We start from the raw sequence: 14363 nt of genomic DNA, 5'->3' as shown, positions 1-14363 counted from the left end.
CGGTATGGCAGGCTGATTATTCAGCGATGGTGACGTTTTCGATCACTACGTCTTCTTTCGGTACATCCTGATGCATACCGTAACGGCCGGTTTTCACCGCTTTGATTTTGTTAACGATATCCATGCCGGCAGTTACCTGACCGAATACACAGTAACCCCAGCCCTGCATGGATTCAGATTTGAAATCCAGGAAGGTGTTATCAGCAACGTTAATGAAGAATTGAGCAGAAGCTGAATGCGGTTCCATGGTACGTGCCATAGCGACAGTACCTATTTTGTTAGATACACCGTTATTCGCTTCGTTTTTGACCGGAGCACGGGTTTCTTTCTCTTCAAAGCCAGGTGCATAGCCACCGCCCTGAATCATGAAATTTTCAATAACACGGTGGAAAATGGTGCCGTTGTAGTGACCGTCACGGCAGTATTGCAGGAAGTTTGCTGCAGTTGCCGGTGCTTTGTCGTTGAACAGTTCCAGAGTGATATCGCCAAAATTGGTGTGCAGAGTAACAGACATGCTTTTGCCTCTTTAAAAGTTGTGCACTGATTCTAGCTGATGAGGCGTTGACACAAAAGCCGCTAAGTAAAACATCTGTTAAAACCCGACCGAAAGTAGGGGTGCAATCTCGGGCTCTCTTCTTTAGAATGTTGGAATTCATGATTAATACGGTGACATTATGCTTAAGATTTACAACACCCTGACTCGCCAGAAAGAAGAATTCAAACCAATCCACCCCGGCAAAGTGGGCATGTATGTCTGTGGTGTCACCATTTACGATCTGTGCCATATCGGCCACGGCCGCACTTTCGTCGCTTTTGACGTTGTTGTGCGTTATCTGCGTTATCTCGGTTATGACGTCACCTTCGTACGCAACATTACCGATGTGGATGACAAAATCATCAAACGCGCTGCTGAAAATGCCGAGAGCTGTGATGCGCTGACTGAGCGTCTTATCGGCGACATGCATGCTGATTTTGATGCCTTAAAACTGCAGCGTCCGGACATCGAACCACGGGCTACTCAGCATATCGGCGAAATTATCACTCTGGTGCAGAGTCTGCTGGATCAAAATTACGCATATGTTGCTGATAGCGGCGATGTCTTGTTCTCGATTGACAGCTTCCCGGAATATGGCCGTTTGTCTGGTCAGAATATCGAACAGCTTCAGGCAGGTGCACGCGTAGACGTCGAAGAAAGTAAGCGTAATCCGATGGATTTCGTGCTGTGGAAGATGTCGAAACCGGGTGAACCAATGTGGGATTCACCATGGGGTGCTGGTCGTCCGGGCTGGCATATTGAATGTTCTGCCATGAATTCCAAACATCTGGGTCATCATTTTGATATTCATGGCGGTGGTTCTGATCTGCAATTCCCGCATCATGAAAACGAAATTGCACAAAGCTGCTGTGCCCACCACACTCCTTATGTAAATACCTGGATGCATTCCGGTATGGTGATGGTGGATGAGGAAAAAATGTCCAAATCATTGGGCAACTTCTTCACCATTCGTGATGTGCTGAAAGTGTATGATGCTGAAACCGTGCGTTATTTCCTGATGTCCGGCCATTACCGCAGTCCGCTGAATTATTCTGATCTGAATCTGCAACAAGCCCGTGCATCTCTGGAACGTCTGTATACTGCATTGCGTGGTGTGGAAGATGGCGAAGAGCAGGCTGCACTCTCTGCGCCATTTGATGAGCGCTTTAAAGCAGCGATGGATGATGACTTCAATACACCGGAAGCCTATTCTGTGTTGTTTGATCTGGCCCGCGATCTGAATCGTGCTAAACAGGATTCGCCAGCCGATGCAGTTGCGTTAGCCGCTTGTCTGCGTCGTTTAGGCGGTGTATTGGGTCTGTTGCAACAGCAGCCGGAACAGTTCCTGCAATCCGGTGCCGCAGCCGAAACGGATGATGTTGCCGAAATTGAGCTGTTGATCAAAACCCGTAACGATGCCCGTGCCAGCAAAAACTGGGCGCTGGCCGATGAAGCGCGTAACAAGCTGACTGAAATGGGTATTGTGCTGGAAGATGGTCCGCAGGGTACAACCTGGCGTCGTAAAGGCTAATCAGTATTTGGATATTAAAAGCCTGTCAGGAAATTCCGGCAGGCTTTTTTATTTGAATCAACGGAGTGACCCATGAAAATTCTGCTGATTGAAGATGATGCTTTATTGCTGAATGGCTTGCAGAAGGCATTGGAGCAACAGCAATATTGTTGTGATATTGCACGGAGCCTGAGTGAGGCTCGTCGCTACACACTGGACGACTATGATCTGATTATTCTGGATCTGGGATTGCCGGACGGAGACGGACTGACGTTACTGAAACAATGGCGCCAGCAAGGCTGTTCCCAGCCGGTATTGATCCTGACGGCCCGCGACTCATTGGATGATCGTGTAAAAGGGCTGGATCAGGGGGCTGATGACTATCTGATTAAACCATTTGCCCTGGCAGAGCTTCAGGCCAGAGTAAGAGCGCTGATGCGTCGTCGTTTTGAGAAAGCGGAAAATGCACTGCAATCCGGCGCTTTAAAGCTGGATATGAATCTGAATCAGGTCTGGTTGCATGAACAGGAACTGACACTGACCCGGATGGAATATGCCATTCTGCGTCGCCTGATGTTACATGCAGGAAAAACCGTACAGCGTGAACGGTTACAGCAGGATCTGTATGACTGGAATGATGAAATTGGCTCAAATACGCTGGAAGTCTATATTCATCATCTGAGACGCAAGCTGGGTTCAGACAGTATCAGAACCATTCGGGGGGAGGGATATCGTCTTGAAGCCAAATCAGAATAGTCTGTCCCGACGGTTATTATTCAGTATTGGTACGATCTTGTTTGTCACGCAGGGCACGACTATTTTCTGGTTGTTGCATGAAGAGCAGGAAATTATTGTCCGTAATTTACACCGTGCCAGTAAATTAAACGTGCCTGTTGAATCTCTGGGCTGGTTTAACTGGGAGATTGTTGGTGCGCTGTTTTTCCCGGCACTGCTGGCATTTTTACTCAGTTTGTTTGTCAGCGGGATCGCGATAAAACGGATTATTTCTCCGCTATATAAGCTGACGACGCAGTTGCAGCAACGTCATGTTGAACAGTGGCAGCCGTTCGATGATGACGGAAGCAGTCGTGAAGTGACCGCTATTACTCATGCATTAAATTTGCTGATGCAGAAATTACAGCTGGCTTTTTCCCGCGAGCGGCAATTCACTTCGGATGTTTCTCATGAATTGCGGACCCCCATTGCTGGTATTCGTTTAAATCTTGAATTGCTTGAACAGCAGTCACCCCAAGAGATCATGCCGCTTATCGCTCGTCTGGATAGTATGCAACGGACGATAGACCAGTTACTCACGATGGCACGGCTTGAACAGAAAATGGTGATGGGTCTGCAAACACCGGTCGATCTGGTCAATGACGTGATTTTACCGGCACAAAATGAATTCCGGGAGTTGTTACAGGCGCGGGGACTGGCGGTTCAGTTATTTCTGCCGGATTCCGCTTATGTCGTGGGGGATAAAACATTACTGAGTTTGCTGTTACGCAATCTGGTTGAAAATAGCAGCCGTTATGCAGATAGCAATACAAGCCTGACGATTTCACTGGCAGAACAGCCGGATGGCTTACATCTGAGTGTCAGGGATATTGGCAATGGTGTTGATGAAACCCATATTGCGGCATTAACGGATGCCTTTCAGCGTTTTGATCAGCGGGGGAGTGGTATCGGATTAGGGCTGAATATCGTCGCCCGGATCTGTGCTTTGCATCATGCCAAATTACAGATCAAAAATCACAATGAACCACATGGTTTAATCGTGGATATAGTATTTTCTGCTGCCAATAAAAAGGGCTGAAATTTCAGCCCCTTAGTGTGCTTAGCTGTGGTATTGCTCACAGGCTTGCAACGTGTTTTCGATTAACGTCGCGACTGTCATCGGGCCGACACCACCTGGTACCGGGGTGATGAAACTCGCATGCTGTGCCGCAGTCGGGTATTCCACATCACCTACCAGTTTGCCATTCGATAAACGGTTGATGCCGACATCCAGAACGATTGCACCCGGTTTGATCCATTCACCCGGAATGAATTCAGCTTTACCTACCGCCACGACCAGTATGTCGGCCTGACGGACAAATTGTTCCAGCCCTTTAGTGAAACGGTGACAGGTCGTTGTAGTACAGCCGGCCAGCAATAGCTCCAGCGTCATCGGGCGACCCACAATATTAGATGCTCCGACAACAACCGCATGCATTCCTTTAATCTTAACCCCGGTATTTTCCAGCAGTGTCATCATGCCTTTAGGGGTACATGGACGCAGGGCAGGGATACGTTGCGCCAGACGACCAACATTATAGGGATGGAAACCATCCACATCTTTGTTTGGTAAAATGCGCTCAATAACCTGTGTTGAATCAAGATGAGCAGGGAGAGGAAGCTGAACCAGAACGCCATCAATGGTTGGATCAGCATTTAATTGGTCGATCAGAGCCAGTAATTCATCTTGTGTGATTGTTGGTGCTAAATCGTATGATTTAGAAATAAAACCAACTTCTTCACAGGCCCGGCGTTTGCTGCCGACATACACCTGAGAAGCCGCATCTTCACCAACCAGCACAACCGCCAGCCCCGGTGCCCGTAATCCTTTTGCCTTACGTTCTGCTACACGGGCAGCTACACGCTGACGCACAGACAGGGCAATCGCTTTTCCATCAATGATTTTTGCAGACATACCTTCCACTCACCTTGCTTTGCTAATGCATATTGTCGCATTTTTTTTACAATAAGGTTAGTGCATAAACAGATGCTTACCCTGGTCGTTCAATATGTGAACGGTCGGGTGGTTTTCATGAAAAAGCGATTGACGTTACAGGGGTGAGTCTATAATATCCGCCTCCGTCGTTGGACGCCTTCGACAGAACAACAAGTCGGTGATTAGCGCAGCCCGGTAGCGCATCTGGTTTGGGACCAGAGGGTCAAAGGTTCGAATCCTTTATCACCGACCATTTTCTTCCAGTGCGCCCTTAGCTCAGTTGGATAGAGCAACGGCCTTCTAAGCCGTGGGTCACAGGTTCGAATCCTGTAGGGCGTACCAGCAAGACACTGTTGCTCAGCTTCACAAGTGGCATGACAACACGGTTCGATGGTGGCTATAGCTCAGTTGGTAGAGCCCCGGATTGTGATTCCGGTTGTCGTGGGTTCGAGTCCCATTAGCCACCCCAATTAAAGATCAGCACTGCGGAAGTGGCGAAATTGGTAGACGCACCAGATTTAGGTTCTGGCGCCGCAAGGTGTGAGAGTTCGAGTCTCTCCTTCCGCACCATGTTCTTCAAGCGAACAACATAAACCAGCGAAAGCTGGTTTTTTTGTGCCTGGAATTTACATACCTTTCCCCGAATATAGATGTTCACTTCATTGTTCGACGAACAAAAACCAAGATATATCCAAGATGAGCTGCAATACTCATATGGCCTAAAGCCTGACAGGGTAAGGGCTGCAGGGAATTTGCGTATCCATCACAGGGGAGGATGTAACAACAATAAAGAGGCGGTGATTTCACTGTTTCTTGGGTTTGTAGACTTATTTGCATGTACCCTAGGCTATGTCGATTTTGGAAATATAAAACTGGTTGCGAGTAGGGAATAGTCTTTTTCTCAAAAATCAAGAATTGTTCTTGGTTATTCATCAGATAAGGAGATGTTTATCACGAATTTTTAAAAAAATTTCGAAAAGGACTTGTTTGTTGCCCTCAGTTGCAGGAGCTTTAATACAGCGAAGTAACGGTATCGGTAAGTCAATGAATAAAAAGAAAAAGACTATCAAATATCAATGGCACCCGATTCTATTGCATATTTTTAACAATATTCATTTTCAGCATTTATTAGCAGAGGTGAATGCTCCGGTTCGTGCAAAGCCTTCGCTCTATCGTGCACCTGTACTGTATACATTGTCATCTGATACATACAGGAACCAAGATGAAGAAATCAGACTAATTTCATGTCCATTATTGATGGTTAGTTTATGGCCATGTCCGGATAAACCGCCTTCTGAAGCTTTATGCATCAAACAAAATTTAAGTGATGACGAGGTAGAATATTTCATTATTTCTGAATTATTACGCCTGATTTGCTTTAGTTCTGAACCTGATCCCTACATGTGTGAAAACCTACGGCGTCTGATCAATCAAACTATTTCAACCACAGTTCGTTTCTCTTTTTTCGGTAAGAAAAATCTTTCGCAAACATTTTTTGGGCAGCAGATTGGGTTAACCCGAGAACAAATGTCTCATGGTGCATCTTATCTCAGAAATAAGAGGATATCAGGAAAACGTTATTCGAAATCGGCGATAAATATCAATATATTTGATGAAACATTTAGTCATGATAGTTGATGATATGACGGATATGCCTGCAATTTTAACGGAAGTACCTATCTCCAACACTGGTCATCAGGATGACTTTCAGTGTATCAAGTCCTTAATTTTTCCAGACGATCTATGGGATCCCGCTATTGATTGGAAATTATGGCATGCAGTGATTATTTATAATCTGAAAAAGCTGATTGCAGACCCGACGATCAAGCTACATGCTTCATTCTTATCTTTAGTTGATACTGAAATACAATGGATTAATGAACTACAATTCACACCTGAATCAGATGTTGAATATCATTTGTTGGCAAAAGCATTCAGACAAGAATTAAAAGGTCGTCGTATCATCGGGCATTACTATCTGATTGATGGCATATTATCTGAGCTAACTCATTCCGTCACATTAAATGGCGATTTGTTTAAATGTTTAAAAAAGATCACCATACTGGCGGTTTTAGCGATATTGAGGATAAATGATCAGAACAATGTTTCCGAAGACAAAGTCATTGAAACAGCCATTAGAAATATTCGATTGTTTACGAATAACCGGCGTTCATCATTTGCAACATCGGTATCTGCCATTTCATTTGGAGACCGTATTGATGAAATTATTTCTTCAATACATGAAGAGTGTGAAAAATGTGTTCAGGATAATTCGGTTAAAGTTCAACTAGCGAATTTACATCAAATCCTGAACAGGCTTTATGAGCACAGGGTTAAAAGAGAACATAGTGGTGAGCGAGCTCAGGATGAAAAAGATAAAAAGCTGGAGATAGTATCACGATATCATCTGGATAATGCCCGGATTGATGTTCTGTCTGATATTTCATGTGGAAAAGGGCGCAAATACCCTATGCCCTGGTCTGAGGAAGAACAGCTAGGCAATACACGAAATAAAGAAACTTATCTTGTTTCACAAAAGCGAACTAAACATCAGGATCTTTTAGCCCGAAGACTTCAGGCTAAATCGGTTGCACAAAGTATATCTATACGTACACAAGCATTGCCCTGTTCTTCATCCATGTTCAGTGTCAGACAGATACAAAAAGTGGTTAGTGTTTTGCTGCAACAGATGTGCAGTGGCAATATCGCTGCGTTGCAGTTATTTTTCCAGCTTTTGTTAGGGATGTCTTCCGCTGAATTAGGCGTATTGCCTGTAGCATCCAGACGGATCGGTAAAAGTAACGTGGAAAATGACACCTGCTGGTTGATCCGTGGTAAGGATAAAATTTACCTTCAGCGTCTAGTAAAAGTTGCAAATAGTAATGTTCATAAAAAACTCAGTAAGCTATTACCGTCTACTGATTTTTTTATTTCATTACCATTACCCGACGTGATCCTGCCTAGCTGGAAACCTGAGTATTTACGCTTGAATACTCAAAAAGACACAGCAAAAATACTGGCTGAGATCTATAAAAAGACCGGAATAAAAATTACCCACACCCAAGTCAGCAATTTTCTGGTTTATTGGTTACAGGCAACTCATGTTGATCAAGCTATTACCGGGGTACTGTCCGGAAAATCGGTAAAACAATGCGCACCTATTGCTTACAGCTATATTTACTCTGATTTTTTATTAGATATCTGGCAAGAATATGTCACTTCCCTAGGTATCGCATTGAAGGTTGAAGAAGCTAATGATGCGATAGGCAGTCGTCTTTATCCTAAAAAAGAAAAATTTGTACTGTTGATACAAGCCTATCAGGCACATCTCAAAGTAAATCAGCGGCTCAGAAATAAACCGGAGGCATTTGCAGACTGGCATAACGCTTTTATCCGGCATTGTGTGTTGATCCTGAATTTGTCGACCGCTGCGCGTCCAGTGACAGAAATGTATGGTTCACGCCATGATTACTGTTTGCTCTCTCGTTTGATTCGGATCTCGGATAAAGAAGCACGTTCTGTCCCGGCAGGCCGCTTGATCCCATTAACTAATCTGGCCGTGCAGCAACTTAAGTTTCTTGAAAAACATCTGCTTTATATGGCTGACTGTTTTAAATATAAATATCCAGACATTGCGCATGCAGCAGAGATAGCATTATCCGGTGAAGGCCCGCTGTTATTTTGGCTCCGTGAACCAGAAATCACTGATATGTCATCTTCATATGAGATTGAACTCATATCTCCGATATCGCTTGATCATTACTTCGACAATCTGTTACCTCTGCCTGTCAACTGGCACCGTCATGCTGTTCGCTCTCATCTTCTTTGCAAGAGAGTTCCATCTGTCCTGATCGACGCGATGATGGGTCATGAAAATATGGGGCACGAATATGCTCATTCAATGAGCGCGGCTTCTTTACAGGAGCTTTTTATTATCCCCCGTGTACTGGATGATTGGTTTTCAGAAATTAAGCTGGAATGTATAGAGGGATGGTGAACCCGTTATCCGAAGCGAAAACGAAAATAGAGTCAGAACAGGCTGAATTGAAAGTTGGCAGGTTTCAGGTCTTTGGTGCTGATAGAAGGGCCAAAAACCGCCAGTCTCAAACCCTTGCTATACACTCAAAGGCATTGAAAGCATTTGAAAAATACCTGCCACAGATGTTCCATGAAATCCCTTCGTGTGAAAAATATGATGAAAATTGGGATCGGTTTATTGAAGGACTTAGATCGGATTGCAAGAGTGAAGATAGTTACCGAAAAGCGCTGATTTTTGTTCTTAAATGTATTCAAAAAGGAAATGAAAGTGGGTTATGGCAGTTAGATTTACCAACTATTCCCCTTGAAATCACAAGAACCAAACTGCCTTACGATGGAAAGTGGTTCCGTAAAAATCAGGCTTGTACGGTTTTTTATCATCAGTGGATAGAAAATATTGAACGATATGGTCGAGTTAATTATTCAGCCGAGGTGTTGTTGGCTGATGTGTTATTCAGTGCCATTTTTCATTCAGGGATCCAGACTGCTCGCACACTGCATCTGTTTGCGAAAGCGGTAGCAAGTCGGACCGGATTATTTTCGGATGAGCAACAGATCTGGATTGAAACCGAGCTTAACAATGCACCTACTAACTTTATTGATCGCCAAGGGGAGTTACACTCGCATTGGCGTTTTTTTCCTGCACTGCCGACGCTGGGTTTATTACAGCGATGGTACCGGAACAGAACACTCACATTCTCAGTGCCTAATGAGCTGGAAGGATTTGAGTATTGGTTAAATCGGCATATTCATCAATACAACGCCCCCGAAATAACGACGAAACAGCTGTGTTCATATAGTCAGTTATGTGTGCAACTTCATCCCGGGGTGTTTTACCCTCAGATCCTTTCGCATGTTGCATCGGATAAATTCATCTCTCTGGGGCTGTCTCATCCGCATTGGCACGAATTACATCAGCCATGCGTCCCGCAGGGTGCTCAGATAAATTCAATAACTAAACCGGCGGCAACACGAACCAGGCATAAGGGAAACGCCCGTATTGATCGACACTCTTTATTTCTGAGTAAATTGCGCAATGCGATTCAGGAAAAAAGCAGTGCAACTCAAAAAAATACCCGTCAGAACACACTGAAAGCATTGACCGCATTGCAGGCGGAATTGTCACTGACCGAGGTAGAACAGATCCTCTTAGGCTGGTTATATCATTGTATCGCAGTGAACAAAAATCAGCCGTCAAGCTTGCGTACTTATCTGAGTCGAGGTGGGATGCAGTGGCTTAATCTTTGTTACGGCGAAAATATACACAGTTGGAGTAGTGAGGACTTCGTCACGAAATATCGAGCTTTGCTTCATGAGGACCAATCATCATTATGTCTTATTACTCATGAGAATGAAGATGAAGATCCTGAGTCTGAGCCGAAATATTCCAGCCGAGCGGATTATCTGGCGAAACGGATAGTGACGTTGCACAAGTACGGTGTCAGACATCATGGTCTCGAACCGTTATCTGAAGGTCTGATCGACGGTATTCGGGAAAAGCCGCATATTCGGGCTGGGTACATCAGTGAACCGTTATTCCGGTATATGCTGAATGTAGTTGCATGTTGTGCAACATTCACCACGAGGGAAAAACGAAAGCTAGAGTGTATTGCTATTATTGCATTCCGGACTGGGCTAAGGCTGGGCGAGTTGATTAAACTCCGGGTCGCAGATGTTGAGCAAAGTGATGAAATGTGGCTGTATGTTCGGACCACACAATTGGATGATACTAAAACAGATAGTGCTCACCGGAAGATCCCGCTTGCGGTGCTGTTAACAGAAGAAGAGTTAGCCATAGTGAAGCGCTATTTTAGGTTTCGGTCTCATTCTCAAACTCAATCCGCTGCAGCACTGATGTTTCCGTCTGAAGCAGGAGAATTAATTCCTCTGTCAGACAGTGATGTCAGGTCACCTATCCAAGATGCTCTTAATGCTTGTAGTAACCAGCAGTGGACCTTTCATCATCTACGACATACCGCAATTAGTCGGTTGCAGTTGCTGCTGCATCGAGACGTGCTAGAGTTACATTCTGGAAATCGGTTGTTAGGGCAGCATTTATTGCCATGGGATGCTGACCGTTGTGAGCTCATTTATAAAGCCATCATGAGTGGGCATCCAAGAGGGGATTATTGGGCATTCGCTCAGTTTGCCGGACATCTCTCTCCTGAGACAACTCTAAAGAGCTATCTGCATTTTTCTGATTGGGTTAGCGCTTCCTGCATTCGACAAGCTCAATATGAATGGGGTTTTAAAACCCGGCACTTCTTCTCAGGGGTATCGATAAACCAACTTCAGTCATTGGGTTGGGAAGCTGGTGCATTGAGTTATACCCGTTGTTTTACTGAAATCAGAACCGGCCTTCAAAGATACATAAAAAGAATCAACTGTAAGCCACAACAACTACCCCCTGTAGCGGTCCCCAAACGTCCCAAGCTCGATTTATTTGCCATGCTGGAAATACTCACAGCTTTAGCAAATCAGGATGACATCTTGCCATTACAGACTCATTACCAGATCACTGATGATGTGATTAAGCCGTGGGGGCATAAAATCGATGCATTGAAACAGTTGAAAACGAAACGGACGCAACACAGATTATTCCATTCCAGCCGTATAAATGACTTGTTGCCGGGGGAGTTGCGGAGTCATGCAGAAAAAGAAGAATTCAGTGATATGGTCAAGAAGGCCCGGAAAATATACAGGACAAACCAGAAAGAACTGGTGGGGTGGATCCAGTACCAGCTTATGCATAGTAATACTCGAAACCATTCACTGCCATTTCGTGATCCGGAACAATTGAAAGTATTCATAGCTACCTCGCTGAAACTTGTACCCGCAGGAAGAATAAGGATTCAAATTCGTTGTTCCCCGATTAATGAAAAGCAATGGACATCGGGTTTGCCTGCACAAATCGATATTGATAAATTCATTGATAACCCTAATGCATCGAGTGCACTTGTGTGGATCAAACATCCTGATGAAGCTGGTATTCTTCAGCGACAGGTAATAAAAAACGAGGGTATTCAGAAATTTAAACGATACAGTTCACCTGTATTGTTCTATCTTGCATATACGATCGCATTGACCCTCTTTTCAGTTGAACAGCTACAGTCATGGAGTAAAAACAACACGCTCTCAGCCAACGTTTAAGGCTCTGATGGATTTCTAGTCGGGCTAAGTTGCAGGAGCGGCGGCAGATATACTGCCGCAGCATATAGCTTCAGTAATTTGACTAACTTTATTCCGTTTGAATGACTGAATAAGCATCCAGACGCTTATAGACCTGGTTGTCCATTTTGCTTTTGGTATACCAGTAAAAATCAGGAACATTCCTGAACGCTGCTTTTGCCAGATAAACGTCGGTGGATACCTTGTCGGCCATCCGAACCAGTGTTTCTACAATATATGACGCTGGTACACTCGGAACTTTGGTTTTTAAACATCCGCTGATAGCTTCAAAGTAGCGTGGAGAATTATTTCTTAAGTATTGCAGTTGAGATTTAAGCAACATGAATGTCAGCATTTCATGTTGTGCACATATGCCATCTTCACAGGGATGATTGTAATACAGCTCTATTTTCCCGGCATCATGTAATAGCCCAGCAATGAATGCGATAGATGTTGTCATCGGACCGAGCCGGAATTGTTTGGCTAACAACGCAGAATTAAACGCGACTTCATAACTATGTTCCAGTAAACCGCCAATATACTCGTGGTGGTGCCGATGACTGCCTCGAGCACTAAAAAATGCAGTAATGAAGATCCTGTCGCTGAGTATCTGATAGAGAAATTCCCTGATAACACCCTCAGGGAGAATACTGTAGAAATACCACAGGTCTCTGACGATCTCTTTGTGTTGAGGCAAAGCCTGCTTAAAATGAAAGTTGATCAGCTGATGATGTTCTTCGCTGAATAATCCTTTCAATACCGTTATTTTATCAATTTTGGGTAAAACGCCAGCATCATTGAAAAAGCAGATAACCCATTGACCATCAGGGTTAATCGACTTTATATCATCCTGTTGCATGGAAAGTTGCAATTTCCGGTTAAGTGAGTGGAAAAGCCATTGAGTGCCTTCAATTCGTGAAGCCCAGATCAATTCAGCACATTCGGGGTGATTAGTCACAAAATTCATAGTAGCCTCCACACTTTCAAAAAGTAGAATGTTGACGGGAGGATGTAGACAGCATCTGTTCGAATGCAGTGCCATCGCGACCAGTCATATTCGGGACATAACGGGAATACACCCGGAATAACATGTTGGTACTGACATGACCGAGTTGTCTGGCGATCCATTCCGGACTTTCGCCGGAGGAAAGCCATAAAGTGGCTGTAGTATGCCGGCTTTGATAGGGTTTCCGTTTTTCTAAACCCAGAAGTGCCAGAAGAGGATACCAAACCCGATTGGCTACATTTCGATCTTCAAGAGCTGTTCCAACAGAGCTACAAAACACAAAATCATCAATCGATCTGTTTTGTCCTGACATTTTATATTGGGCTAATAATGCTTCGTAGACACGCAGGCTCATCTGTACTTCCCGGTAGGAGCCATCAGTTTTAGTCGAAATCAGCTCTCCACGGACATAAGCCTGATAAACGAGAATTTGGCATCTTTCAAAATCGACATGACGCCACGTTAATCCGTGGATTTCGCTGGATCGAAGTCCGGTAAAAAATCTCACTGTGTAATAGGGTTTAAAATCTTTTCTGACTACTAAGAGCAATCGTTCTATTTCAGCCAGAGTCAATGGCATCACATCACTTCGTGGGACTTTCATCGATTTAATTTGTTTCCAGACTGCAGGAAAATCAAAACGATCTGATGCTTCATTCAGGATCATGCGCAATGGCGTCATAATATGATTGACCCGAGAGGCGGAAATTTGTTTATCACCCCGGCCTTTGAGTTGAGTAACATAGTTTCGAAACGAAAGAATTTCTGTTTTCCCGATATGGTTTACGGGCATTAATCCAAAGCTGGGTAAAAGGTGAATATCCAGGATATTGCGAATTGTTTCTCGTTGAGATGTCCGCCATTCCACCTGTTTTTCCTGATACCAGGTCTCGGCGAATTCAGCAAATGAAGGACAGCCAGCTTTAAGTAGCTCTTCCCGGTGCGCAATTTTGTGGAAATATTCGCACTGAGAGCTATTGGGAAACGTTTTGCAAAAATTGAATTGTCCTAATGTGATTTGAGCGTCCATGCGTTTGCAAAACTTTTCCAGCTTACGCCGGTTAAATTCTGTATCAGGCAAGCCCGTACGTTCCCGGCACCGCTGGCCTTTGAAATGAAAATCCAGATACAAAATGTCGTTTTGAACAAACACGGAAGTCATTGTCTTTCTCCTTAGCCGTGGAAGCATTCAAACATTGCGCTGTTTTTCAGTAATTCTTCCTCGATAGGCTCCCAGATAAAAAGGAGCTTTCTGCCCCCGAAAGGACGGATGTAATGGATCCCTTCCAAAAACACAGAGTCTTTCAGCTGATTGCGGATAGTTCGTGCGTCATACTTGATGCGCATAGAAAGTTCTTCTGTTGTGAGATATGTGTGTGACATAATGATTCTCCAG

At 44.4% G+C, this 14363-nt stretch carries 11 protein-coding genes and 4 tRNA genes; 10 read left to right on the top strand and 5 right to left on the bottom strand.

The window, feature by feature from the left end; translation table 11 throughout:
* Positions 1–16: 16 nt before the first annotated feature.
* A complete protein-coding gene (locus TOLA_RS09775) occupies positions 17–514 on the bottom strand; it encodes a peptidylprolyl isomerase (protein ID WP_015878990.1) in 498 nt (165 codons plus the stop codon).
* Positions 515–674: 160 nt separating this feature from the next.
* Between TOLA_RS09775 and cysS the strand changes: the two genes are divergently transcribed.
* From cysS to pmrB, 3 genes are all read left to right on the top strand, one after another.
* Positions 675–2066, top strand: coding sequence for a cysteine--tRNA ligase (gene cysS, locus TOLA_RS09770; protein ID WP_015878989.1), 1392 nt, complete (start codon positions 675–677; stop codon positions 2064–2066).
* A 72-nt stretch (positions 2067–2138) separates the two neighbouring features.
* Complete coding sequence (locus TOLA_RS09765) at positions 2139–2801, top strand: two-component system response regulator PmrA (RefSeq protein WP_015878988.1); 663 nt, start codon at positions 2139–2141, stop codon at positions 2799–2801.
* The gene (pmrB, locus tag TOLA_RS09760; protein WP_015878987.1) at positions 2782–3858 is read left to right on the top strand and encodes a two-component system sensor histidine kinase PmrB; all 1077 of its coding nucleotides are present in this window, start codon (positions 2782–2784) and stop codon (positions 3856–3858) included. Before TOLA_RS09765 ends, pmrB begins: the two co-directional genes overlap by 20 nt.
* Positions 3859–3879: 21 nt before the next feature.
* Here the strand turns inward: pmrB and folD are convergent, their stop codons facing one another.
* Positions 3880–4734, bottom strand: coding sequence for a bifunctional methylenetetrahydrofolate dehydrogenase/methenyltetrahydrofolate cyclohydrolase FolD (folD, locus tag TOLA_RS09755; protein ID WP_015878986.1), 855 nt, complete (start codon positions 4732–4734; stop codon positions 3880–3882).
* A 197-nt stretch (positions 4735–4931) separates the two neighbouring features.
* On the opposite strand from folD, the gene TOLA_RS09750 reads away from it, so the two are divergent.
* The 7 genes from TOLA_RS09750 (at position 4932) to TOLA_RS09715 (ending at position 11943) form a co-directional block, all read left to right on the top strand.
* Positions 4932–5008: transfer RNA gene (locus TOLA_RS09750), tRNA-Pro, on the top strand.
* Between the two features lie 12 nt (positions 5009–5020).
* Positions 5021–5097 (top strand) — tRNA-Arg (locus tag TOLA_RS09745).
* Positions 5098–5148: 51 nt separating this feature from the next.
* Positions 5149–5224 (top strand) — tRNA-His (locus tag TOLA_RS09740).
* 16 nt (positions 5225–5240) lie between these two features.
* A tRNA-Leu gene (locus TOLA_RS09735) sits at positions 5241–5325 on the top strand.
* Positions 5326–5745: 420 nt separating this feature from the next.
* The gene (locus TOLA_RS09725; RefSeq protein WP_148210444.1) at positions 5746–6393 is read left to right on the top strand and encodes a hypothetical protein; all 648 of its coding nucleotides are present in this window, start codon (positions 5746–5748) and stop codon (positions 6391–6393) included.
* Positions 6383–8752, top strand: a complete 2370-nt coding sequence (locus TOLA_RS09720) for a hypothetical protein (RefSeq protein WP_015878984.1) — start codon at positions 6383–6385, stop codon at positions 8750–8752. Before TOLA_RS09725 ends, TOLA_RS09720 begins: the two co-directional genes overlap by 11 nt.
* Positions 8746–11943, top strand: coding sequence for a tyrosine-type recombinase/integrase (locus TOLA_RS09715; RefSeq protein WP_015878983.1), 3198 nt, complete (start codon positions 8746–8748; stop codon positions 11941–11943). Before TOLA_RS09720 ends, TOLA_RS09715 begins: the two co-directional genes overlap by 7 nt.
* A gap of 88 nt (positions 11944–12031) precedes the next feature.
* Here the strand turns inward: TOLA_RS09715 and TOLA_RS09710 are convergent, their stop codons facing one another.
* From TOLA_RS09710 to TOLA_RS09700, 3 genes are read right to left on the bottom strand one after another with little or no spacing between them, the layout of a single operon-like run.
* Positions 12032–12928, bottom strand: coding sequence for an HDOD domain-containing protein (locus tag TOLA_RS09710; RefSeq protein WP_015878982.1), 897 nt, complete (start codon positions 12926–12928; stop codon positions 12032–12034).
* Positions 12929–12944: 16 nt separating this feature from the next.
* Positions 12945–14129 carry an Arm DNA-binding domain-containing protein gene (locus TOLA_RS09705; protein ID WP_015878981.1) on the bottom strand — a complete coding sequence of 395 codons (1185 nt, stop codon included), beginning with the start codon at positions 14127–14129 and terminating at the stop codon, positions 12945–12947.
* A gap of 11 nt (positions 14130–14140) precedes the next feature.
* Complete coding sequence (locus TOLA_RS09700; RefSeq protein ID WP_015878980.1) at positions 14141–14350, bottom strand: hypothetical protein; 210 nt, start codon at positions 14348–14350, stop codon at positions 14141–14143.
* Positions 14351–14363 lie beyond the last annotated feature (13 nt).

Source organism: Tolumonas auensis DSM 9187 (assembly GCF_000023065.1).
GTDB classification, from domain to species: Bacteria; Pseudomonadota; Gammaproteobacteria; order Enterobacterales; family Aeromonadaceae; genus Tolumonas; species Tolumonas auensis.
Note: the sequence above shows the minus strand (reverse complement) of the source record. Positions and strands in the feature narration are given on the sequence as shown.